This window comes from Marinobacter sp. M3C (genome assembly GCF_023311895.1).
In the GTDB taxonomy this organism is placed as follows: domain Bacteria; phylum Pseudomonadota; class Gammaproteobacteria; order Pseudomonadales; family Oleiphilaceae; genus Marinobacter.
Window position 1 is genome coordinate 3,634,254 of record NZ_CP092284.1, and the last position, 21,268, is coordinate 3,655,521.

A 21,268-nucleotide genomic window follows, 5' to 3' on the forward strand; every position below is an offset into this window, starting at 1 on the left:
GATCAATAAAGGCTCGTTAACTTGCTTTTAACGCCACGGCGAGCATTTGGTCGAGTTCCAAGCTTTTAGGCCCTTCTGAATGGCCCTGTGTCAGGGGTTCCGTTAGGCAACGCAGGTGTTCTTGGGCGAGGGTTGCGATAGAGTTCTACGGTTTTTTAACGGCCGCGAAAGAGCACCGGAAGGTCGGCAGATTCTGCGGCGCTAGCCCACTCTTTGCGTTCGGCACAACGAATGGCCAGGTGCATGCGCAGCAGCGTGAGCAGCGCCAGCGCAAACAGCAGCATGAAGCTGGTTTGCCAGACGCCGGTTATATCACTGACGGTGGCGAATGCCAGTAACATCGGGGCGGCAAGAATGGCTCCGGCCATCGTGAGTGTGGCGGCCACCGTGTTTGCTTTATGGGGATAGTGTTGGGGCATCTGGCTAAACAGCGCCGCCTGGCCAAGGGCAAGAAATAAGCCCAAGGCAATCATCAGCGTTGAAAAAAGTGGCAGACCGAGGCTCAAGTTAAAGGGAATCTCGCGGTTGATGCCATGAACCTGATAGTGAGTGGGCGGGTAGCTGAGCATAAACGTCACGATCAATATGCCGGTCAGGCTGTGGTACATCATTCGCCGCGCGCCGAATCGCCGTGCCAGCTTTATAGCCGGGGCATGAAATAGCGCTGCGGGTATTACCCAAAGCAAATTGGTAAGCGTTGCGTGGCCAACATCAAGCTGATACACCTCAGCCAGAAAGTGCGGCAGCCACAACGTAAGAACAATAAAACTGGCAGACACGCCGCTATAAGACACTGCAAAACGCCACATCAGACGGCTTTGCTGAATGCAAGGTGTTCCGGCACCGTTGCTGCCCGCTGTTTCGCCTATGACATTCGCGGGCATTGCTCGTCGGTCCGCGTTTATTCCGAACGCCAAACGTAACCCAGAACCTGCCAAAACAGCCAGCGCCAACAACAGGCTGAGGGTGTTGGCCTGCAGGTGTAATCGGTTTTCCAATATTAATCCGCTGATTCCGCAAAGCATAAGCGCCAAGGCACCCAAAAGGGTTGCCGACGTTTTTGGTGCGAGCTCCGGCTCAAGCGGTATTTCTAGCGTTTGATGATGCGGTTGAAAACGGTTGTTTTGCACGCAGAGGCCTTATTTAAAAATATTTTTTGCCATCTTCAGATGTTACCAAAACCATGACTATTTGGGCCGGGGCATCGGGGGTACCTCCTGCTGGGGGGCTGTGGGGTAGGCTTTTGCGCGGCAACAGGCGCAGGGGGATAGAGTCTTGATTTCTCTGGTGGGGTAGGTGTCATGAACGTTGATATACATCAATTATAAGCGGCTGTTAAGTATGGGCTAATACAGTCATGGACCACCGCAACGCCTGTAACGGTGCCGATAAATTCGCCGGGAAACCCGCTATGAAAATAATGATCGCCTACGATGGCTCGCGCAACGCCAAACTGGCGTTAGCACAAGCCATCACCATGTTTCAAGAGCTTAAACCTACCCTCAGCCTGGTTGCCGTGGCTGAGAACCCGCGGGATATAACCGCAAGCAACGAGGACTTGTTTCAGGAAGAGCTGGCCAGCCTGAAAAAAGCCCTGCAAGACGCTCTGGAAATGTGCGTCAAGGAAGGCATCAGCGCCGAATCTCTGTTGCTGGAAGGAGACGCACGCAAGATGTTGCTCTACGCAGCCGAAAATAAAGTGCAGCCAAATATGTTGGTGATTGCTCGCCACAGTGAAGAGCCCGACGGCGGTTTTATTGCCCGTTCACTGACTTATTTCGTGGATGAGCTGGATTACATGACATTCGGTAAGGTCAGTTCGTTTCTGGCGCGCCGGGTGCAATGCCCATTGCTTATTCTGCCTAGCTGCTGATGGCCGCTGGTGCCCTGGCAACTGACAGAACTGTAAGAACTAAAAGCTCCCGGAGGCTTAAATGAAAGTCGCAGCTATATTCGGTTTTAAAAATCCAGAGATTAAAGCGCTGCACCTGACCTGGATTGCGTTCTTCATCACATTTTACGTGTGGTTCAACATGGCGCCGCTGGCGTCAAGCATGCTGAAAAGCGTGAACTGGCTGAGCGCCGATGATTTGCGCCTATTTGCCATCTGTAACGTGGCGCTGACCATTCCTGCACGAATTATTGTGGGTATGGCACTGGACCGCTTTGGCCCGCGCCGGGTATTTTCGATTTTGATGGTGCTGATGTCGATACCGGCGCTGACCTTCGCCTTCGGCAATACCATGACCCAGCTGCTAGTCAGCCGTTTGGTGCTCAGTTCTATCGGTGCGAGCTTTGTGGTGGGTATTCACATGACCGCCATGTGGTTCAAGCCCCGCGATATTGGTTTTGCCGAGGGCTTCTACGCCGGCTGGGGCAACTTTGGCTCGGCCGCTGCTGCATTAACGCTGCCGACCATAGCCCTGCAAATGTACGGCGGTGATGATGGCTGGCGCTGGGCCATTGCCCAGAGCGCCATCGTGATGGCGCTGTATGGCGTGTACTACTGGTTTGCGGTTACCGATGGCCCCGTTGGAACCGTGCATCGCAAGCCGCGTAAAGCGAGTGCGTTGGAAGTCAGTACCTGGGGCGACATGGTCAAGCTGATTCTATGGACCATTCCGTTGATTGGCGTACTGGCTATTCTGGTGTGGCGTATTGAGAACATGGGATATCTGAGCGTGACGGGTGCAATCGTGGCCTACGTGGTGATCTGTGCCATCGTTTGCTACCAGATTGTGCAGATTCTGCGGGTTAACGTTCCTATCCTGAAAAAGGGCGTACCGGAAGACGACAAGTACCCGTTTAACAGCGTTGCCGCATTGAACAGCACTTATTTTGCCAACTTTGGTGCGGAACTGGCGGTGGTGTCTATGCTGCCGATGTTTTTTGAAGAAACCTGGAGCTTGGGAGCTGCCGCCGCAGGAATGGTGGCTGCCTCTTTCGCCTTTGTGAACCTGGTTGCCCGGCCTATGGGTGGCCTGGTGTCAGACCGCATGGGTAACCGCCGCTTTGTCATGCTCAGCTATATGTTTGGTATTGCGGTGGGTTTTGCGCTCATGGGCATGCTGAATTCTAGCTGGCCGCTGATTATCGCCGTGGGCGTGACCGTGTTTACCTCGTTCTTTGTGCAGGGTGCAGAGGGCGCTACCTTTGGTATTATCCCCTCCATAAAGCGCCGTTTGACGGGGCAAATTTCCGGTATGGCCGGAGCTTACGGCAACGTCGGAGCGGTGGTTTATTTGACGATCTTCACCTTTGTGACTCCCTCCCAGTTCTTCTACATTATCGCCGCTGGTGCGTTTGTAAGTTGGGTGTTGTGCTTTATGTGGCTGAAAGAGCCGGAATCGGGTTTCGCCGATGAATACGCAGTGTCGTCAGTAGACTTGCAGATCGAGGAAGAGGGTCGTATTCGCAAGGCTGCTCTTGGCTGAGACGGCCTGGCGCAATAGGGGATAAGGGGCAAGCGGGGACAGATTTGAAATCTGTCCCCGCTTGCTGTGAGACCTGTCCCCGGTTTCCGTTTAAGATCTGTCCCCAGCCTTCAAACCCCAGGCTGAAAAGTGCGGGTTCGCAAAGTTTGGCTTGCCGTACACCATCGGCTTGTTGTCCAGGGTAACCAGTCGGCCACCGGCTGCACGCAGTACCGCGTCACCGGCAGCAATGTCCCATTCCATGGTGGGCCCCAGGCGCGGATACACGTCCGCTTCACCAGCGGCCAATAAGCACAGCTTCAATGACGAGCCCGCGCTGGTCTGGCTGGCCACCTTGGCGCCGGCTAGAAAACGCGCCAGAGCGGCCTCGTCGCCGTGGGAGCGGCTGGCGACAACGGTTAATCCGGCCGCTGGCACCGGGCGGCACTGAATGGTTTTGCGCTCGCCGTTTTCCTCTACAAAAGCTCCTAGCCCCCGGCCACCGGCGAATAGCCGCTTCAGGGCCGGCGCCAGAACCACGCCCAGTACCGGCACGCCGTTCTCAATCAGCGCAATGTTAACGGTGAACTCGCCGTTGCGGTTGATGAATTCTTTTGTGCCGTCCAGCGGGTCTACCAACCAGAAGCGGTCGCCGGTTTCTGGTGTATTGCCGGCGGCAGCCTGCTCTTCCGCAACAATAGGAATTCGTCTGTCCAGCGCCTGCAGCGCCGGCAAAATGAGAGCTTCGGCCAGCTCGTCGGCTTCTGTTACTGGCGATGCATCGCTTTTCGTACGCACGTCTATATCGCCGGCGTAAATGTCCATGATGGCGTTGCCGGCGCGGTGAGCGATGGGAAGAAGCTTTTCAAGCAAGGATGCGTAAGCGTCGTTCTTCATTGGTGTTTCGCCCGTTAAATTAAGTGATGATTTTAAGTTAACGATCTTTAAATATCACCGTTTCACTGAGCGGTACGCGGGACGTTCGCGTGTTATTTGCCTTGATTTCCGGATCCTCATAACCAAAACAGATACCGAACACCACGCCGATGTTCTCTTCCAGTCCGAATGCATCACGAATCAGATCAGGATGAGATCGTAAACTACCCATGGCACAGGAACCAATCCCATGGGCTGTCATTGCAAGCATAAGAGTTTGTGCATAAATGCCGACATCTACCGCGATGGTGGCGCCAAAAGAGCGATCCATACAAAGAAAGGCCACATGCGGCGCATCAAAAAATTCGAAGTTACGAAGGGCCGCCCGGCTGCGTCCGGCTTTGTCGTCGCGTGCGATCTCCATTTCTCCGTACAACGCGCCAGCACATTCAACTTGCCGGCCACGATAAGCACCTTCAAATTTGCTGACGTAGTTAAAGTCAGGTTCAGGGGGTGTTCCCCGCATCGCGCGATCAACAAACTGATCGCGTAATGAGTTTCTTAGATCGCCAGAAGCAACAACGACATACCAAGGCTGGGTGTTGCAGTTTGACGGTGCTTGCTGTGCTTGTTCGAAAAGGCTCCGCATGATTTCTTCTGGCACGTTTTTTGGCAAGAAACCACGGATGGAGCGTCGCTGAAGAATGGCATCTGCCAGAGACATAGCCGGTTTGATGGCTGCGTTCATAAGAGGCTCCGAAAAGACAAAAAATGATTGGTAAACGGTGTCATTTTTAAGTCGTTTTGATTTTTGTTATAAAGCTGGTTTTGGTGTCTGCTGATCAGAAAAACACTCCAGGTAGCCAGGTCGCAATTTCCGGAAAGACCATAATGATGCCAATGGCCAGTATCTCGATGATCACGAACGGAACGACGGAGGTGTAGATATCCTTCATAGTGATGCCCGGCGGTACCACACCTTTCAGATAGAACAAATTAAATCCAAAGGGCGGTGTTTTATAGCCGATTTCCATGTTGATCACGAACAGTATGCCGAACCAGATCGGATCGAAGCCGAGGGATTTTACGATGGGCATGAACACCGGCAGAGTAATCAGCATGATGCCAACCGGATCGAGCACCATGGCCAGGAAGAATATGATCACCATCATTGCAATGATGATGCCCCACGGACCGCCGGGAATGTGTTGCATCATGCCTTCGATCAGATCCTGAGCACCCATGCTTTGATATGCCGAGCTAAACGCGTGAGCGGCAAACAGGATCCACATGATCATGCCCGTAAGCTTGAAGGTACGGATAGCAGCTTCTTGCAGGATGCTCCACTTCAACTGGCGATAGACGGCTGCCGAAATCAGCGAACCCAGAACACCCATGGCGGCGGCTTCCGTTGGCGTGGTAATGCCACCGATTATGGAACCTAAAACCATGAAAACAACGCCAATGGGCAGCAGCACGGCTCTTAATGCACGGAGCTTCTCAGGCCAGGTGCCACGTTCTTCTGGAGGCAGGGCCGGTGCCAAGTGCGGCTGAAGGGTAGAGCGCACGAGGATGTAAGTAACGGTCATTACCATCAGCAGAACGCCAGGCATGATGCCGGCAGCAAACATCTGGCCTACGGATACCCCGGTAATCAGTGCGTAGAGAATCATCAGAATGCTGGGCGGTATCAGAATGCCCCAGCCGCCACCTGTATTGATGACACCCAGCGCCATTTTGCGGTCATAGCCCCGTTCCAGCATAGAGGGCAGTGCAATGGTGCCCATGGCAACCACCGCTGCACCACTGATGCCAACCATGGCAGCAAATACAGCGCAGATAACCAGGGTTCCTATAGCCAGACCGCCGCGAAGGCCGCCAAACCACAAGTGCATCATCCGATACAGATCCCTTGCAACACCGGTTCGTTCCAGCACCATGGCCATGAAAACAAATAGAGGTATGGCAACCAGGGTAAAGCTTTCCATGGTGCCCCAGATCTGCGAGGCCACCATATAAAAGGAATCAAATCCCCAGGTGAAGTAAAGAAAAATCACCGAAACGCCGCCGAGAACAAAAGCCAGCGGCAAACCCAATAGAAGGAAAAACAACAGCGAACCAAAAAACAGCAGGGTCAGGATTTCAATACTCACGACTGCTCTCCTTCAGCAACGCTCTGATTAGGGGGGTAGTAATCCAAGTCGAATGCTATTGCAATGTCTTCAAGAAGCTTAGCCAAACCCTGAAGTACCAGCAGTCCAGTTCCGATAGGAATGGCAAGTTTGACCGGCCAGACCGGGGGGTTCCAGGCAGAGTAAGAGGTCTCCCAACCTGCTATGGATTCAGTGGCCATATCAATACCAAACCACAATAGGGCCAGGGTAAAAGTGAAAAATATCAATGAGGTGACAATGTCCATAAACGCCCGCTTGCGAGGCGATAGCTGCGAGTGCAGAAGATCGACATTGACGTGGCCCCGATGAGCCATGATGTAGCCTCCGGACATGACTGCGTAAACGCCGAACAGCATTTGAGTAAGCTCGTTGGTCCAGACTGTGGGTGCGTTAAGCAGATAACGGAAGCCCACTTCCAGCAGCAGGAACGCGAACATGGCGAAAACGAGCAGGGCTACCCAGCGTCCGACAAAATCATTAAGACGGGTAACCCCTCTTATGAATACGGTCAGCACACTCATTGCATTCTCCAGGAGGATGTTGGGTTTTTCAGGGATAAAAAGGCCGGACGTCAAAGACTCCGGCCTGTAGCACTTATTCAAATTCGCTGATCAGAGGTAGCCGAGCTCGGCCAGGTAGCCCTTCAGCATGTCCAGCGCTTTCTTGGCGTTGTCGCTACGCTTGCCTTCCTCGTCCCACATTGCCTGTGCGGCCTTCACCAGCTTATCCTGAACGTCATCTGGCAGAACGTTCACCTGTACACCCTGTTCGGCAATGACCTTGGCCAGAGTGATGCGTTCCTTATAAAGGTACTCATTTGTGCGAACCCAGAATTGCTCATCAAGTGCGTCTTTGACGATTTTCTGCATGTCTTCCGGCAACTTGTTCAGCGCCTTCATACTGACAATAATGACATCGGTGCCCGCGATGTTCAGGGCTGGTTGAACGTGGTATTTGGCCACTTCATACAAGGCCATGCTCGCGGCACCTTGAGCAGCACCCCAATGGGCACCGTCAACGATGCCGGAGTCCAGTGCCGAGTATAGTTCGCTGCCTGGAATATAAGACGCTGCAGCACCCGCTTCGGTAAGGAACTTCTGCAGAGCACCGGAAGAACGAATCCTCAGACTGGTGAAATCTTCCCAGGTTTTAATAGGCTTCTTAACCACCATCTCGGTGGGATACACTTTGTCTGTCGCCCAGTAAACGTCGTGCTCTGCGGCTTCGTCGCGAAGCATCTGCTCAAAACCCAGGCCCTGATGGAAGTACTCAGCCTCCCACACGTTACGGAACGCAAAGGGCAGGCCGGAGGCAATGCCGGCAAGGGAAACTTTGTCTTGAGCATAAGCTGGGGAGATTGTGCCCATTTCCAAAATGCCGCGGCTGACGGCGTTAAAGGTTTCCTGGGCTTTGAAGAGTGCGCCCGCCTCATAGAGTTTTAACTTCAGACGCCCGTCAGTGCGCTCATCCAGAACTCGCTGCAATCTTACCAGGCTGTCAGTATAGGAACTGCTGGCGCCGGGCCAGTGGGATTGCACTTTCCATGTAAATGTTTCTTGGGCTACTGCGGGCGCAGCGCTTAGGGCAGCTGTAACACCGATGGTTAGGGCTGACACGTAAACTGTGAAGTTTTTGCGTGCTTTGGCGAAGAGATTCATGACTGTGCCTCATTCGTTGTTGTAATGATACTTCTTATTGTTTCACTCTGCGGAACTGACGACTGCAGGGTGGATTTATGTTTTCTAAATCTATCACATGATTGGGCGTTTGCAATAGGATGTTTTGTGCGTAAACAACAAAATACTCTTAAAAAGGATGGTTCAATGATTGACATTCAGTGTTCCCAGGGTGTGGTCCAACTCGTTATCAACCGCCCTGAAAAGAAAAATGCCGTGACACGGGAAATGTATCAGCAATTGAGTGACGCCATAATACGCGCCAATGAGGATGAGGCCGTAAACGCCATTGTCATTTCTGGCGCCGGGGGCGTGTTCACTGCTGGCAATGATCTGGATGATTTTCGGGCCCGTGCTATGGATGAGCATCCGAAGCCGTCCGCGGGACTGGCGTTCATTGAAGCGCTGATGGACTGTGATACGCCGGTTATAGCGGCTGTTGAAGGCCTGGCAATCGGTATCGGCACCACGTTGTTGTTACACGTGGATGTCGTGATAGCTGCAAAGAGTGCGCAATTCAAAACGGCGTTTGTGGATCTCGGGTTAGTACCGGAGGCCGCTTCTACGGTAACCATGCCCCTGCACTTGGGCGCTCGCAGAGCCACAGATCTGCTGCTGTTGGGCGAGGTGATCAGTGGCAACGATGCCAGAGAATGTGGGCTAGTAAGCCGGATTGTGGATGATGGGCAGGCGTTGGTTGAAGCGCTGGCACTTGCCGCAAACCTTGCAAATAAACCTCGTGAAGCTCTGCGGGCGAGTAAGCGACTGATCCGTGCTCCTTGGCGTGAGCAGATAAAACAGGCACTGGAGCGTGAACGTGAGGTGTTTTCTGAGCGACTTCGGTCAGAGGATTGTCGGGCCGCTCTGGCTAAGCTGGCCCAACGCTGAGCGGGTTTAACGCGCAACTGTGCGCCAGTAAGGTTCGCGCAGCTCCCGTTTCAGGACTTTACCTATAGTGGAGCGGGGGAGCTCCGCCCGAAGCTCAATAGCGGAGATGCGCTGGCTTTTGCCCAGTTGCTTGTTAGCCCATTCGAGTATCTCAAGCCCGGAATCCTGGTGTCCGGGTTTGAGAACGACCAGACCCAAAGGTGTTTCACCCCACTGTTCACTTGGAATACCGATAACCGCTGCATCGTCCACCGCAGGGTGCGCCAGCAGCGCTTGCTCAAGATCAACCGCGTAAATGTTAAAGCCACCAGAAATGATCATGTCCTTGCGACGATCGAGAATATGGATAAAACCGTCCTCGTCGATCCGCCCCATATCTCCACTGCGATAGAACACGTCGCCCTCCGGGCTTTCCCACAACATTTCCCGAGTTTGCTCAGGCCGGTTCATGTAGCCCCGCATCATGGAAATCGCACGGCCAACGAGCTCGCCGGTTTCGCCTTGCGGCAGCTCATGGCCATCTTCGTCGATCACGCGTACTTCCGCGCCTTCAGTCGGTATGCCGACCGAGCTCCATTTGTCCCGGTGCGCGGCACAGTCGAGGCTGGTAGAAATGCCGCCCTCGGTAAGGCCGTAAACCTCCCGTATGTTGCCGGGCCAGCGTGCCATGGCATCGGCGATCACGGTTGGTCTCAGGGGAGCACTGGTACAGAGTTTCAACTTAAAGCTGGAGAGATCAAAGCGGTCAAAATCTTTGTCAGCCAGAATCCTCTGGTACTGCACCGGTACCAGCATAGCGTGAGTTGCGCGATGTGTTTCGGCCAGTTCCAGGAACCGTCTGGTATCGAACTTTGCCATGATTACCAGGGTGCCACCGTGGAACAGAGTGGGTAACAGCGAAACCAGTGTGGTGTTGGAGTACAGCGGCGTTGAGATCATATTAATGGCATCGCCATCCAGCCCATAACGGCTCATTCGTTCCATCTGCCGTTGGCGGAATCGGTAATCGTGAAGGATGCCCTTTGGAGTGCCGGTGGTCCCGGAACTGTAAATGATGTTAAAGGCGTCATCCATTGATACGTCCGCGGGGCAGGCTTCAGATGAGGCATCGCCAAGCCAGTCTTTCAGCGCCAGACCAACCCCTTCACTGTCGTCATCCAGGGCAATAATGCGGTCGTCCGATAGTTCCTTCAGCCCAGCTCGAAAGCTGTGAAAGAGATCCCGGTTTTTGTGCGATACAAAAAGAAATTGTGCACCGCAATCGGACAACATCAGATTCAGTGCTTCGGCGCTGGACATACCTGAAAGCGGCACCATGCAGCCGCCAGCGGTCAGTACACCAAGATACAGAGCGACATAGGCGGCGCTGTTTTCAGACAGCGCCGCCACTGAGTCGCCGGGCTGCAACCCGGCATCTCGCAGGCGGTTGGCAATTTGGTTAGTGTGATCCAGTAGGGCTCTCCAGCTCAGCGAACCTTGTTCACTGATCAACGCCGGGTGGTCCGCGCGGGTAAATGCAAACCTCTGTATCCGGTGGCCAATGGCTTCCATGGGTTCGTTCGGGGTTATGGGTGCGTACACCGGCATTTTGCTCAGGATATTTTTCATTTTTGTGCCTTATGCTGCTATGGTGTTTTGACTAGTGAAATTTACTTCCGTTTATATTGACTCAAAAGTGGAAGTCGTGACAAATTAATGCGAAAGCAAAACCGCTAGTGCAATGATAAAACCCGCAATAATAAAACCAGAGATACAAGGAGCAGCGGAATGGGGCGTTTTGATGGCCGGGTGGCTATTGTTACGGGAGCAGGCAGCGGAATAGGTCAAGCAACCGCCTTGCGACTGGCGCGCGAGGGTGCTCAAGTCGTTATGGCTGATACGTCGGAGATGGGTCTGGTTGTAACCGGGAATCTGATGCCCGAAGGCGCTGAGCACCTCCGTCGCCTTGTCAACGTTGCCAATGAGGCTCAAGTCAAAAATTTGGTGAGCGACGCTATAAACGCTTTTGGGAAAATCGACATTCTGTGCAACATCGCGGGCATTGCCAGCACAGGGAAAGGCCATCCACCGGTAACCGAAAACGAGCGAGATGAGTGGGACACGGTGTTATCGGTGAATCTGATTGGCACCATGCTCCTCATAAAGCACGTCGCGCCGCACATGCAGGCTCGTAAACTCGGTTCCATTGTCAATACAGCGTCGGTTGCCGGCATCCGCTCGGGCGCAGGGGGCAATGCTTATAGCGCCTCGAAGGCTGGAGTGATCAACCTCACCATGACCGCTGCGTGTGATCTTGGCGATCATAATATTCGGGTGAACGCTGTCTGCCCGGGCCTGGTTGAGACCGGTATGACACGAAAGGTGTTTGACTACGCCCGCGCTCATGAAAAAGCCCACAAACTAGGCAATCGCTGCGAACTGCGCCGCTATGGCGAGCCGGAAGAGATTGCAGCGGCTATTCTGTTTTTTGCCAGTGACGACGCCAGCTATATCACCGGTCAGGCGCTGCCTGTGGATGGCGGCAATACCGCCTCTCTGAATTTACCAGGAATGAAAGTGTAATGAGCAAACAAGAATCCCGTCATGTTGATGGCACATATGTCGATGGTACAGAGCTGCCGGGCTTTCATAACTTACTCGGTTACCATCAGGCCTCCTGGGAGGAAAACGAAGCGGTTATTGAGCTGGAATTACAGCCAAGGCACCTGAACCTCGGTGGCGTTATTCACGGCGGTGTGCTTACGTCGCTGCTTGATATTGCCATGGCTCAGGGTGGCACACACTGCCCCTACCCGGGGCGGATGCGTAAAGCCATCACCTTGTCTTTAACCACTACGTTTACCGGCCAATGCTCCAGCGGCACCATTCGTGTTACCGGGCGCAAGCGGGCCGGTGGTACGCGGATTTTTAACAGCACCGGCGAAGTTCATGACGACAAAGGCAACCTGCTTGCCATCGCCGAAGGTACGTTCCGGATCCGGTCTGGCAGTGACAAGCCCGAAGGCGTCCCTATCTGATTTTCAGAGCATAAAACAAAAACCTGATCGGCTGCGAAGGCCGGTCAACGATTCAATGTCCAAGAGGAAACCGACATGTTCGAGTTGTCTGACAAAGCAAAAAAACTGCAAGCGCAGTTAAACGAGTTTATGGATGCACACATTTATCCCAACGAATCCATGCACCATCAACAGATTGAAAAGGCAGTCAATCGTTGGGCGCCGGTACCCATTATAGAAGAGCTTAAGGCGAAGGCAAAAGCCGAGGGACTCTGGAACCTGTTCCTGCCGGAGAGCGATTTGGGGGCCGGCCTGACCAACTTTGAATACGCCCACCTCTGCGAAATCATGGGCCGTTCTGAAATGGCGCCGGAGGTGTTCAACTGTTCCGCACCGGATACCGGCAACATGGAAACCATCGCCCGGTACGGTAATGATGAACAACAAGAGCAGTGGCTGAAGCCTTTGCTGGCAGGCGAGATACGCTCCTGCTTTTCTATGACGGAACCGGATGTAGCGTCTTCTGATGCCACCAACATTGCCTGCGAGATCCGCCGTGAGGGCGATGAGTATGTGATTAACGGCAAAAAATGGTGGTCCTCCGGTGCCATGACCACCACCTGTAAAATTGCCATTGTAATGGGTAAAACCGATCCTGCTGCGCCCAAACATCAGCAGCAGTCCATGATTCTGGTGCCGTTGGATGCGCCCGGCGTGAAAATGATCCGCTCATTGACGGTGTTTGGTTACGACCACGCGCCCCACGGCCACGCGGAGATCCATTACGAAAACGTACGAGTTCCTGTTAGCAACCTTCTACTGGGTGAGGGGCGTGGCTTTGAAATCGCCCAGGGTCGTCTCGGGCCAGGCCGCATTCATCATTGCATGCGCACCATTGGTATTGCGGAGCGTGCGTTGGAGATGATGTGCAAGCGTGCCAGTGAGCGCGAGGCATTCGGCAAGCCGTTATCCAGCTTTGATTCTATTCGAAAGGACATTGCCCGCAGCCGAATCGAGATTGAACAGGCGCGGCTGTTAACTCTGAAAGCGGCGTACATGATGGATACCGTTGGTAATAAGGTAGCTCGTCAAGAAATCGCCATGATAAAGGTGATTGCTCCAAGCATGGCACTGAAGGTGCTTGACCGTGCCATACAAGTGCACGGTGGAGCCGGCGTAAGCCAGGACACCTTCCTTGCGTCAGCCTGGGCCAAAGTACGGACGTTGCGGTTGGCGGATGGCCCGGATGAGGTGCATCTGGATTCCGTCGCCAAAATTGAACTTCGTCAGTACCGCTGATCAGACTAAAACCTTTATGGAAGCGCAAACTATGAACAACCCACTTTTTGATATGACCGGTAAGGTGGCCCTGATCACGGGTTCCACCAAAGGCATCGGCCTTTCAATCGCCGAAGAAATGGCCCGCTTGGGTGCGAAAGTTGTTATCTCCAGCCGCAAGGCCGACGCCTGCGAGCAGGTGGCGAATGAACTGAAAGCCCAAGGCTATGAAGCCATAGCGATACCCTGCCACGTTGGCAAAAAAGACGACCTGCAGAACCTGGTGAACAAAACCATCGAAGCCTGGGGCAGTATCGACGTGCTCGTATGCAACGCGGCCACCAACCCGGTCTATGGCCCCACCTCCGAAATGACCGACGAGGCCTGGGACAAAATCATGGACACCAACGTCAAAGGCACCTTCTGGCTCACCAACATGGTGCTGCCGCAGATGGCACAGAAAGGTGAGGGCGCCGTTGTGTTGCTGTCCAGCATCGCCGGAATACGCGGTAATACAACCATCGGAACCTACGGCGTATCCAAAGCAGCCGAAGCTGCGCTGGCCCGAAATCTGGCCGTTGAATGGGGCCCTAAAGGCATCCGCATCAACAGCATCGCCCCCGGCCTGATCAAAACCGACTTTGCCCGCACACTCTGGGAAGACCCGGTACGCGTGAAGCGTGCAGAAGACAAAACCCCACTAAGAAGAATCGGCGATCCGGTAGACATCGCCGGCCTGGCTGTCTTTTTGTCAACCAAAGCCAGCGCCTACATCACCGGCCAAACCATAGTAGCCGACGGCGGCGAAACCATCTGTTGAGCGGTTTATCGCCGCCCCTATGCGAAGGCTGCAACCTGATAACTAAAGGCAACAGAAAAAAATGAGCATCACCCCAGAGCTGGTAGGCGTCCTTCCAGCCCACAAATTCGATGAAGCCCGGCTCCTGTCCTGGCTCCAGCAAGCAATGCCGGATTTTGGTAACCGTCTTGAGATAAAACAGTTCCAGGGCGGCCAGTCCAACCCAACATTTCTGCTGGATACTGACAGTGGTCGCTACGTCCTGCGTAAAAAACCACCCGGGAAAACGCTGCCGTCCGCTCACATGGTCGAGCGGGAGTACAAAGTTATCCGTGCGCTATCGGATAACACATCGCTGCCGGTACCGAAAGCCCGGGTGTTGTGTGAAGACAGCGGGATTATAGGCACGCCTTTTTACGTGATGGACTTTCTGGAAGGCCGCATCGTCAGCCATTCAGCCTTGCGAGTGCTGGATCGCAAAGAAAGGCTGCTGGCTCACCATTCCGCTATCGATACCCTGGCAGAACTGCATTCCGTTGATGTGAATGCAATAGGTCTGGGCGATTACGGACGCTCCGATGGTTATGTGGCGCGCCAGGTTTCGCGCTGGAGTAAACAGTACCTGGCGGCCAAAACCGACGATATGCCTGCCATGGACAAGCTTATGGCATGGTTGCCTGAAAACCTGCCTTCGACCGATGAGTGCGCCATCGCCCACGGTGACTATCGCTTTGGCAACCTGATGTTGGCTCCGGACAAGCCCGAGGTGATCGCCGTTCTGGATTGGGAGCTTTCTACGCTTGGGCACCCGTTGGCGGATCTGGCCTACTACTGCCTGCCTTATCACCTGCCATCGGATATACCGGGTATGCGCGGGCTGAAGGGCGAAGACTTAGAAGCACTGGGCATACCGGGTGAGCAGGAAATTATCGCTCGTTACTGCGCCAAGACAAGCCGCGAAAGTATTGCAGACTGGCACGTCTACCTCGCCTTTTCGCTGTTCCGATTAGCCTCTATCGTCCAAGGCGTCTACAGACGCGCGCTGGACGGTAATGCTGCCAATGCCAATGCTCTGGACGTGGGTAAGCGGGCCAGCCTGCTGGCCGAAACCGGCTGGAAAATCGCCAGTGCGGGAGCGCTGACATGACATTACCCATCGTTCGGCGCATCCTCATTACAAACGACGATGGCATTAACGCGCCAGGGCTGGCGCGGCTGGAAAAGATTGCCCGTAACCTGGCAGAAGAGGTCTGGGTTGTTGCTCCAGAGCACGACCGTAGCGGTGCGGGCCAGAGCATCTCAATACACCACCCGTTGCGGGTATACGAAACCGGGAATAAACGCTACGCGGTTTCTGGTACTCCGGCAGATTGTGTGCTCTATTCCCTTGCCCAGTGGTTCAGTGAAATACCTCCGGATCTTGTGTTATCAGGTGTCAATTGCGGAGCCAACATCAGTGACTCGGTGCAGTACTCGGGTACGGTTGGCGCGGCGCTCAGCGCTCACCATATGAACATTCCCGCTATTGCCTTAAGCCAGGCCTTTCTGTCTCGAGAAGGAATCGACTGGGCGCCCGTCGAGCAATTTGGCGAAGCGGTAATCCGCAAACTATGGCAGCCGGGCGAAACGCGGGCCTGGAACGTGAACTTTCCCGCCTGCGAGGCCGGAGACATCGTTTCTGCGCGTTGGTGTAAGCAGTCCAGCGGTTCCATCCAACAAGCCCGGCTGCAGGCAGGCCACGATTCCCGAAACCTGCCTTATTGGTGGCTGGGGTTTGATCGCAGCTCCAAGCATATTATAGCACCGGACTCCGATGTGGCCGTGCTGAGAGACAAGGCGGTTGCCATTACACCCCTGCGACACGAAGGCCCCTTGCCCGGGGATACCAAAGAATTTGATCTGTCCGCCCTGCTGGCAGGCTGATTTACACCTGGAGAGAACAATAATTATGTTCACACGTCACTATGCGGTCTGGCCTAAAGAGTTGCCCAAGACCATGACTCTGCCGAAAACCAGTGTTTTTACCAACCTGAAAATTTCAGCGTTGCGCTATCCCGACCACACAGCCATCATTTTCTACGATGCATTCATCACATACCGTCGGCTGCTGGCGGAAGTAGAAGCTATGGCAGGCTACCTGCAGGCGCAGGGTGTGAAAAAGGGTGCTCGGGTGTTGCTGTATATGCAGAATTCGCCGCAGTATGTGATCTCCTACTACGCGATTCTGCGGGCGGATGCCGTGGTGATTCCGATAAACCCGATGAACCGGGCCGCAGAGCTGGAGCACTACATTGCGGATACAGGCTCACGGGTATGCCTGGCAGGTCAGGAACTGGCTGAATACATTACGCCGCTGTTGGGAAAAACCGATCTGGAACAGATCGTGGTGGCTTCCTACATCACCTACATCAAGCCTGATACCGACCTGGATCTGCCTGCGGAAGTCGCAATGCCGGCTTGGTCGGGCGATGTTCCAGGCCTGGTAAGTTGGGAAAGCGCTATGGCGGCAAGCCTTAGCCCTCAGGAACATACGGCAGGCCCGGAAGATCTGGCCGTCATCCCCTATAGCTCGGGTACAACGGGTGCACCAAAAGGCTGTATGCACACTCATCGCTCGGTGATGGCAACGGCGGTACACCGTGTGTTCTGGAACTTGAGCACGTCCGACAGCATGCAGCTGGCCACCCTGCCATTTTTCCATGTAACCGGCATGACCGGCTCCATGAACGGGCCAATTTTTGGCGGCTCCACCTCGGTGATTATGACCCGCTGGGACCGCACAACCGCATCCAGGCTTATTGAGCGCTATAAGGTCACGGGTTGGACCAACATAGTCACCATGGCCGTGGATTTTCTTTCCAATCCGGACATTGGCAAATACGACCTTTCCAGCCTCAACATGATTGGTGGCGGAGGCGCAGCCATGCCGGTTGCCGTTGCAGAAAAGCTGAAAAAGCTGACGGGCCTGGACTATATCGAGGGCTATGGTTTGTCGGAAACCATGGCCGCAACCCACATTAACCCCAACGCGAAACCCAAGGCCCAGTGCCTGGGTATCCCCGTGTTTGATGTGGATAGCCGGATTATTGATGTAGATACCCTGGAAGAAAAGGGGCCGGGTGAAACCGGCGAGATCGTTACCTGTGGTCCGCAGGTAACCATCGGCTATTGGAACCGGCCGGCCGAAACCGACGCGGCGTTCGTGGAAATTGATGGAAAGCGCTTTTTCCGCACCGGCGATCTCGCGTACTACGACGAAGAGGGTTACTTCTTCATGGTCGACCGCCTTAAGCGAATGATCAACGCATCCGGGTTCAAAGTGTGGCCTTCCGAGGTTGAGGGCCTGATGTACCGGCACCCAGCCATTCATGAAGTGTGCATTATCTCGGCACCTGACCCCAAGCGTGGTGAAACAGTCAAGGCTTGTATCGTTCTGACAGCAGAGGCCGACAGCAGCATTAGCGCTGAAGACATTATCGCCTGGTGCAGGGAGCAGATGGCTGTTTATAAGGTACCCACCATTGTGGAGTTTGTGAGCGACCTGCCTAAGTCTCCCACGGGTAAGTTGATGTGGCGCTCTCTTCAGGAGGATGAGTGGAAGGATAAGCTGTAAAATAAAATAACGACTTCGTTTCGCACAGAGAAACATGATTTTATTATGTTGACACGTGAGACGAACGGTGCAATTGTTCCAGTCTGAGGCGCAGGGCAACTATGTCCTGCGAACTCAAGCCGCAGAACTTTCCGACAAAAACAAGCAACGGAGGGGGAAGATTTGACCCTTTTTTTACAGCAGATTATGAACGGTCTGACCCTTGGGAGTATCTACGGGCTCGTAGCTCTCGGACTGACTCTGGTTTACGGAATACTTCACATTCCGAACTTCGCACACGGGGCGCTATACATGGTTGGCGCCTTCATGTCGTATTTTTTCATGGTAGATCTGGGCGTCCATTACTGGATTGCCATGGCAGGCTCTGCAGCTGTTGTCGCAATCCTCGCCATTCTCTGTGAGCGCCTTGTATTCCATCCTTTGCGTAACTCACCACCCATTCACGACAAGATCGCTGCCATAGGCGTTCTGCTGTTCCTGGAAGCGGTGGTGCAGATGTTCTGGGGTGCAGACTTCCGCCGTATGAGCTCCCCGTTCACGGGAATCATGAATTTTGACGGGCTAATCATTCCAGAGCAGCGCCTCCTGATTATCGCAAGTGCATTCGCGCTGGTGGTGGCCCTGCAGCTATTTCTGCGCAAAACCATGACCGGCGCCACGATCATTGCTATGGCTCAGAACCGGGAAGGCGCCTTCCTCGTGGGAATCGATTCCAACAGAGTGGCCATGATGACGTTTGCTATCTCTGGCGGGTTGGCCGCCGTGGCAGCAACACTGTATGCCCCAATTAATCTGGTTTACCCAGCCATGGGACACCTGGTCATCATGAAGGCGTTTGTCATCATCATTTTGGGTGGTATGGGCAGTGTTCCCGGCGCTATTGCGGGCGGCATGATAATTGGGTTTGCTGAGGCATTTGGCGGGTTTTACATATCCTCTGCCTACAAAGACATTATCGCCTTTGGTCTGCTAGTGCTGATTCTTTCTTTGCGCCCGCAGGGCCTATTTACGAAGGGGGCGCACTGAGCATGTTTTACAAAATAGGAAAGCTACTGATGAAGCCGGGCGCCAAGCTGGCAATGTTGGCATTCGCACTTGTTTTCCCGTTTCTGGCCAGCAATGAGTACCAAGTTTATGTTATGGCGTCGGCTTTTGTATGGGCCATAGCCGTTTACGGCCTAAACATCATTACCGGATATTGTGGCCAGCTTAACCTGGCTCATGGTGGGTTTTTTGCCATTGGAGCCTATACGCTGGGGCTGCTCACTGCTGATGCTGGCTGGGGCTTTTGGCCGGCGCTTCTTGGGGCGCTGCTCATGACGGCAGTGCTGGGTTTCCTGGTGGGGATTGTGTCCCTGCGGTTGAAGGAACATTACTTCGCCATATTTACGCTGTGCGTGGGTTTCATTATCTATCTGCTGATAGACAAGTGGGAAGAGCTCACCCACGGCGCGATTGGCGTTCGTGATATTGCTGCGCCCTATGGCTTTGGCCTGGTTGATTTCACAGATACCACACCTTTTTACTATCTGGTTTTGGCGTTTCTCGTATTTGCCATCTGGTTTATGGGGCGCCTGTCCCGGTCGTTGCTGGGGCGTACGTTTATCGCCATTCGTAACGGTGATGAGTTGGCGCAATCCCTGGGTATTAACCTGATGCGTAACAAGCTGCTGGCATTTGTGCTTTCAACCACATATGCCGGTCTGGCCGGTGCGCTCTATGCCGGCATGGTGCGTATCATCGGCCCCGAAGAAGCGAACATTAACCATACTTTCGACATGATCACCTATTTGTTGGTGGGTGGTATTGGCACGTTGACAGGCCCGCTGCTTGGCACCGTGGGCATTGTGTGGATTACGCAATCTCTGCAATTCCTTGAAGAGTACCGAATGATTATCTTCGGGCCCCTTCTGGTATTGCTGGTGATCTTCGCCCCCCGTGGCATTTCCGGCTCTTTCCTCTCTTGGATGCATCATAAGGCGCAATCACTGGCGCCGGGCAAGAAACAAGCGCAGAGCAAGGTAACTGCCGCGAAGCAGGCCGGGGAGGCAGAGAATAATGCTTAAGGTAGAACGTCTGACCAAAATGTTTGGCGGTCTGGCCGCAGTGAACGATGTTTCTGTGGAATTCGAGACCGGTAAGATCAACGCGATCATCGGGCCCAATGGCGCCGGGAAAAGCACCTTCTTTAATCTCATTTCCGGGCTGCACCAGCCCACATCCGGGCGCATTTTGCTGGACGGCGTGGACGTGACTCACCTGCCCTCAGATAAGGTGGCTATGCTTGGTGTTGGTCGTACCTTCCAGACAACCAATTTATTTGAGCAGGCCACGGTGCTGGATAACCTTATTGTTGGTCACCGGCTACGCACGCGTTCTGGGCTGTGGGATGTGCTAATCAACAGCAAACGTCTGCAGCGCGAGGAAAAAGCCGCTCGGGACAAGGCTCAGGAAGCTCTGGAATTTGTAGAGCTTGGCCATGTTGCTGGCCAGTTCATTGCCGATATCACCCAGGAGGAACGCAAGCGAGTGGCTTTTGCCCTGGCGCTGGCGACCGACCCGAAAATCGTACTTCTGGATGAGCCAGCAGCCGGCGTAAACCCGGAAGAAACGGCGAGCTTTGCCCGGCTTATGCGCAAAATGGTGGATAAAGGTCTGACCGTGTGCCTGATAGAGCACAAAATGGACATGATCATGAACCTGGCAGATAAAATCATGGTACTGGATCACGGCGAGAAAATTGCCGAGGGAACGCCGGAAGAGATACGTAATAACCCGGTAGTGATCGAAGCCTATCTGGGAGGTGGTGAAGATGCTGCAGCTTGATAAGCTCGACGTCTGCTACGGCAGTTTCAAGGCGCTTACAAATATCTCGATGACCGTTGAGACGGGTGAGTTGGTGGTTCTTCTGGGTGCCAACGGTGCCGGAAAGACCACACTTTTCAATGCAATCAGCGGCCTTGTTAAGGCTACGGCTGGCACCATCCAGTTTGAAGACAAACAACTTAACGGGATGAAACCCAGCGCCGTTGTAGGCGGTGGCGTGGTGCAGTGTGCGGAAGGGCGAAAGTTGTTTCCCGAGATGAGCGTTATGCAAAATCTGATGATGGGCGCTTACGTTCATCGCCGGGACAGGCAGGGCAACAAGAAGCGTTTGAATGAGGTACTTGAGCTGTTTCCGATATTGGAGGACAAGGCCCAGCAACCGGCGGGATCGTTGTCTGGCGGACAGCAGCAGATGGTAGCCATAGGCCGAGCCATGATGAGTCGACCGCGTTTACTGATGTTGGACGAACCTTCCCTGGGCTTGGCCCCGCTGGTGGTCAAGCAGATGTTTGAAACCATAAAACAGATTAACAGCCTTGGTACCACCGTGTTACTGGCTGAACAGAATGCCTTCGCGGCTCTGAAAATCGCTCACCGTGCCTATGTGATGGAGAACGGCCACTTGGTGATGGAGGGCGACCGGGAAGCCATGCTGGGCAATGAAGAAGTTCGCAAGGCCTACATTGGAGCCTGACCGTTTCGATATTTGACGCATGATAAGAAAGCAAC

At 54.0% G+C, this 21,268-nt stretch carries 21 protein-coding genes; 14 read left to right on the top strand and 7 right to left on the bottom strand.

Going from position 1 to position 21,268, the window contains the following annotated elements:
• Positions 1 to 155: 155 nt before the first annotated feature.
• Positions 156 to 998, bottom strand: coding sequence for an MFS transporter (locus MIH18_RS17025; RefSeq protein WP_249006175.1), 843 nt, complete (start codon positions 996 to 998; stop codon positions 156 to 158).
• A 413-nt stretch (positions 999 to 1,411) separates the two neighbouring features.
• On the opposite strand from MIH18_RS17025, the gene MIH18_RS17030 reads away from it, so the two are divergent.
• Both MIH18_RS17030 and MIH18_RS17035 read left to right on the top strand, forming a co-directional pair.
• Positions 1,412 to 1,873 carry a universal stress protein gene (locus MIH18_RS17030; RefSeq protein WP_249013017.1) on the top strand — a complete coding sequence of 154 codons (462 nt, stop codon included), beginning with the start codon at positions 1,412 to 1,414 and terminating at the stop codon, positions 1,871 to 1,873.
• Between the two features lie 61 nt (positions 1,874 to 1,934).
• The gene (locus MIH18_RS17035; protein WP_249006173.1) at positions 1,935 to 3,434 is read left to right on the top strand and encodes an MFS transporter; all 1,500 of its coding nucleotides are present in this window, start codon (positions 1,935 to 1,937) and stop codon (positions 3,432 to 3,434) included.
• 90 nt (positions 3,435 to 3,524) lie between these two features.
• On the opposite strand, the gene cysQ is transcribed toward MIH18_RS17035, so the two are convergent.
• The 5 genes from cysQ to dctP all read right to left on the bottom strand — a co-directional run bounded on the left by cysQ (position 3,525) and on the right by dctP (position 8,121).
• Positions 3,525 to 4,310 carry a 3'(2'),5'-bisphosphate nucleotidase CysQ gene (gene cysQ / locus MIH18_RS17040; protein ID WP_249013018.1) on the bottom strand — a complete coding sequence of 262 codons (786 nt, stop codon included), beginning with the start codon at positions 4,308 to 4,310 and terminating at the stop codon, positions 3,525 to 3,527.
• Between the two features lie 37 nt (positions 4,311 to 4,347).
• Positions 4,348 to 5,037 carry a nitroreductase gene (locus MIH18_RS17045; protein WP_249013019.1) on the bottom strand — a complete coding sequence of 230 codons (690 nt, stop codon included), beginning with the start codon at positions 5,035 to 5,037 and terminating at the stop codon, positions 4,348 to 4,350.
• Between the two features lie 94 nt (positions 5,038 to 5,131).
• Entirely contained in the window at positions 5,132 to 6,442 is a 1,311-nt protein-coding gene (locus tag MIH18_RS17050; protein WP_249006170.1) for a TRAP transporter large permease subunit, read from the bottom strand.
• Positions 6,439 to 6,984 (bottom strand): TRAP transporter small permease subunit, encoded by a 546-nt coding sequence (locus MIH18_RS17055; protein WP_249013020.1) that lies wholly within the window; start codon positions 6,982 to 6,984, stop codon positions 6,439 to 6,441. Before MIH18_RS17055 ends, MIH18_RS17050 begins: the two co-directional genes overlap by 4 nt.
• Before the next feature lie 90 nt (positions 6,985 to 7,074).
• Positions 7,075 to 8,121, bottom strand: coding sequence for a TRAP transporter substrate-binding protein DctP (gene dctP, locus MIH18_RS17060; protein WP_249013021.1), 1,047 nt, complete (start codon positions 8,119 to 8,121; stop codon positions 7,075 to 7,077).
• A gap of 165 nt (positions 8,122 to 8,286) precedes the next feature.
• Here dctP and MIH18_RS17065 point away from each other — a divergent pair, with 165 nt between their 5' ends.
• On the top strand, positions 8,287 to 9,027 hold the full coding sequence (locus MIH18_RS17065) for an enoyl-CoA hydratase-related protein (RefSeq protein ID WP_249013022.1): 741 nt from the start codon (positions 8,287 to 8,289) through the stop codon (positions 9,025 to 9,027).
• A gap of 6 nt (positions 9,028 to 9,033) precedes the next feature.
• Here the strand turns inward: MIH18_RS17065 and MIH18_RS17070 are convergent, their stop codons facing one another.
• A complete protein-coding gene (locus MIH18_RS17070) occupies positions 9,034 to 10,635 on the bottom strand; it encodes a class I adenylate-forming enzyme family protein (protein ID WP_249013023.1) in 1,602 nt (533 codons plus the stop codon).
• Between the two features lie 159 nt (positions 10,636 to 10,794).
• Between MIH18_RS17070 and MIH18_RS17075 the strand changes: the two genes are divergently transcribed.
• The 11 genes from MIH18_RS17075 to MIH18_RS17125 all read left to right on the top strand — a co-directional run bounded on the left by MIH18_RS17075 (position 10,795) and on the right by MIH18_RS17125 (position 21,233).
• The gene (locus MIH18_RS17075) at positions 10,795 to 11,589 is read left to right on the top strand and encodes an SDR family NAD(P)-dependent oxidoreductase (protein ID WP_249013024.1); all 795 of its coding nucleotides are present in this window, start codon (positions 10,795 to 10,797) and stop codon (positions 11,587 to 11,589) included.
• The gene (locus MIH18_RS17080; protein WP_249013025.1) at positions 11,589 to 12,044 is read left to right on the top strand and encodes a PaaI family thioesterase; all 456 of its coding nucleotides are present in this window, start codon (positions 11,589 to 11,591) and stop codon (positions 12,042 to 12,044) included. Before MIH18_RS17075 ends, MIH18_RS17080 begins: the two co-directional genes overlap by 1 nt.
• Before the next feature lie 75 nt (positions 12,045 to 12,119).
• Positions 12,120 to 13,322: an acyl-CoA dehydrogenase family protein gene (locus MIH18_RS17085; protein ID WP_249013026.1), complete on the top strand. Its 1,203-nt coding sequence runs from the start codon at positions 12,120 to 12,122 to the stop codon at positions 13,320 to 13,322.
• Between the two features lie 31 nt (positions 13,323 to 13,353).
• Positions 13,354 to 14,121: an SDR family oxidoreductase gene (locus MIH18_RS17090; protein WP_249013027.1), complete on the top strand. Its 768-nt coding sequence runs from the start codon at positions 13,354 to 13,356 to the stop codon at positions 14,119 to 14,121.
• A 61-nt stretch (positions 14,122 to 14,182) separates the two neighbouring features.
• Positions 14,183 to 15,247 carry a phosphotransferase gene (locus MIH18_RS17095; protein ID WP_249013028.1) on the top strand — a complete coding sequence of 355 codons (1,065 nt, stop codon included), beginning with the start codon at positions 14,183 to 14,185 and terminating at the stop codon, positions 15,245 to 15,247.
• Positions 15,244 to 16,023 (top strand): 5'/3'-nucleotidase SurE, encoded by a 780-nt coding sequence (surE, locus tag MIH18_RS17100; RefSeq protein ID WP_249013029.1) that lies wholly within the window; start codon positions 15,244 to 15,246, stop codon positions 16,021 to 16,023. Before MIH18_RS17095 ends, surE begins: the two co-directional genes overlap by 4 nt.
• A gap of 25 nt (positions 16,024 to 16,048) precedes the next feature.
• Positions 16,049 to 17,713, top strand: coding sequence for a long-chain fatty acid--CoA ligase (locus MIH18_RS17105; protein WP_249013030.1), 1,665 nt, complete (start codon positions 16,049 to 16,051; stop codon positions 17,711 to 17,713).
• A 162-nt stretch (positions 17,714 to 17,875) separates the two neighbouring features.
• Positions 17,876 to 18,739 carry a branched-chain amino acid ABC transporter permease gene (locus tag MIH18_RS17110; protein ID WP_249013031.1) on the top strand — a complete coding sequence of 288 codons (864 nt, stop codon included), beginning with the start codon at positions 17,876 to 17,878 and terminating at the stop codon, positions 18,737 to 18,739.
• A gap of 2 nt (positions 18,740 to 18,741) precedes the next feature.
• Complete coding sequence (locus MIH18_RS17115; RefSeq protein ID WP_249013032.1) at positions 18,742 to 19,779, top strand: branched-chain amino acid ABC transporter permease; 1,038 nt, start codon at positions 18,742 to 18,744, stop codon at positions 19,777 to 19,779.
• Positions 19,772 to 20,539 (top strand): ABC transporter ATP-binding protein, encoded by a 768-nt coding sequence (locus MIH18_RS17120; RefSeq protein ID WP_249013033.1) that lies wholly within the window; start codon positions 19,772 to 19,774, stop codon positions 20,537 to 20,539. The genes MIH18_RS17115 and MIH18_RS17120 overlap by 8 nt, the downstream gene beginning before the upstream one ends.
• Positions 20,526 to 21,233, top strand: coding sequence for an ABC transporter ATP-binding protein (locus MIH18_RS17125; protein ID WP_249013034.1), 708 nt, complete (start codon positions 20,526 to 20,528; stop codon positions 21,231 to 21,233). The genes MIH18_RS17120 and MIH18_RS17125 overlap by 14 nt, the downstream gene beginning before the upstream one ends.
• Positions 21,234 to 21,268 lie beyond the last annotated feature (35 nt).

Bases quoted from the DNA above. Each gene is read 5' to 3' on its own strand.
- MIH18_RS17030 (WP_249013017.1), top strand. From the start codon at position 1,412: ATGAAAATAATGATCGCCTACGATGGCTCGCGCAACGCCAAACTGGCG.
- MIH18_RS17035 (WP_249006173.1), top strand. From the start codon at position 1,935: ATGAAAGTCGCAGCTATATTCGGTTTTAAAAATCCAGAGATTAAAGCG.
- cysQ (WP_249013018.1), bottom strand. From the start codon at position 4,310: ATGAAGAACGACGCTTACGCATCCTTGCTTGAAAAGCTTCTTCCCATC.
- MIH18_RS17045 (WP_249013019.1), bottom strand. From the start codon at position 5,037: ATGAACGCAGCCATCAAACCGGCTATGTCTCTGGCAGATGCCATTCTT.
- MIH18_RS17055 (WP_249013020.1), bottom strand. From the start codon at position 6,984: ATGAGTGTGCTGACCGTATTCATAAGAGGGGTTACCCGTCTTAATGAT.
- dctP (WP_249013021.1), bottom strand. From the start codon at position 8,121: ATGAATCTCTTCGCCAAAGCACGCAAAAACTTCACAGTTTACGTGTCA.
- MIH18_RS17065 (WP_249013022.1), top strand. From the start codon at position 8,287: ATGATTGACATTCAGTGTTCCCAGGGTGTGGTCCAACTCGTTATCAAC.
- MIH18_RS17070 (WP_249013023.1), bottom strand. From the start codon at position 10,635: ATGAAAAATATCCTGAGCAAAATGCCGGTGTACGCACCCATAACCCCG.
- MIH18_RS17075 (WP_249013024.1), top strand. From the start codon at position 10,795: ATGGGGCGTTTTGATGGCCGGGTGGCTATTGTTACGGGAGCAGGCAGC.
- MIH18_RS17080 (WP_249013025.1), top strand. From the start codon at position 11,589: ATGAGCAAACAAGAATCCCGTCATGTTGATGGCACATATGTCGATGGT.
- MIH18_RS17085 (WP_249013026.1), top strand. From the start codon at position 12,120: ATGTTCGAGTTGTCTGACAAAGCAAAAAAACTGCAAGCGCAGTTAAAC.
- MIH18_RS17090 (WP_249013027.1), top strand. From the start codon at position 13,354: ATGAACAACCCACTTTTTGATATGACCGGTAAGGTGGCCCTGATCACG.
- MIH18_RS17095 (WP_249013028.1), top strand. From the start codon at position 14,183: ATGAGCATCACCCCAGAGCTGGTAGGCGTCCTTCCAGCCCACAAATTC.
- surE (WP_249013029.1), top strand. From the start codon at position 15,244: ATGACATTACCCATCGTTCGGCGCATCCTCATTACAAACGACGATGGC.
- MIH18_RS17105 (WP_249013030.1), top strand. From the start codon at position 16,049: ATGTTCACACGTCACTATGCGGTCTGGCCTAAAGAGTTGCCCAAGACC.
- MIH18_RS17115 (WP_249013032.1), top strand. From the start codon at position 18,742: ATGTTTTACAAAATAGGAAAGCTACTGATGAAGCCGGGCGCCAAGCTG.
- MIH18_RS17120 (WP_249013033.1), top strand. From the start codon at position 19,772: ATGCTTAAGGTAGAACGTCTGACCAAAATGTTTGGCGGTCTGGCCGCA.
- MIH18_RS17125 (WP_249013034.1), top strand. From the start codon at position 20,526: ATGCTGCAGCTTGATAAGCTCGACGTCTGCTACGGCAGTTTCAAGGCG.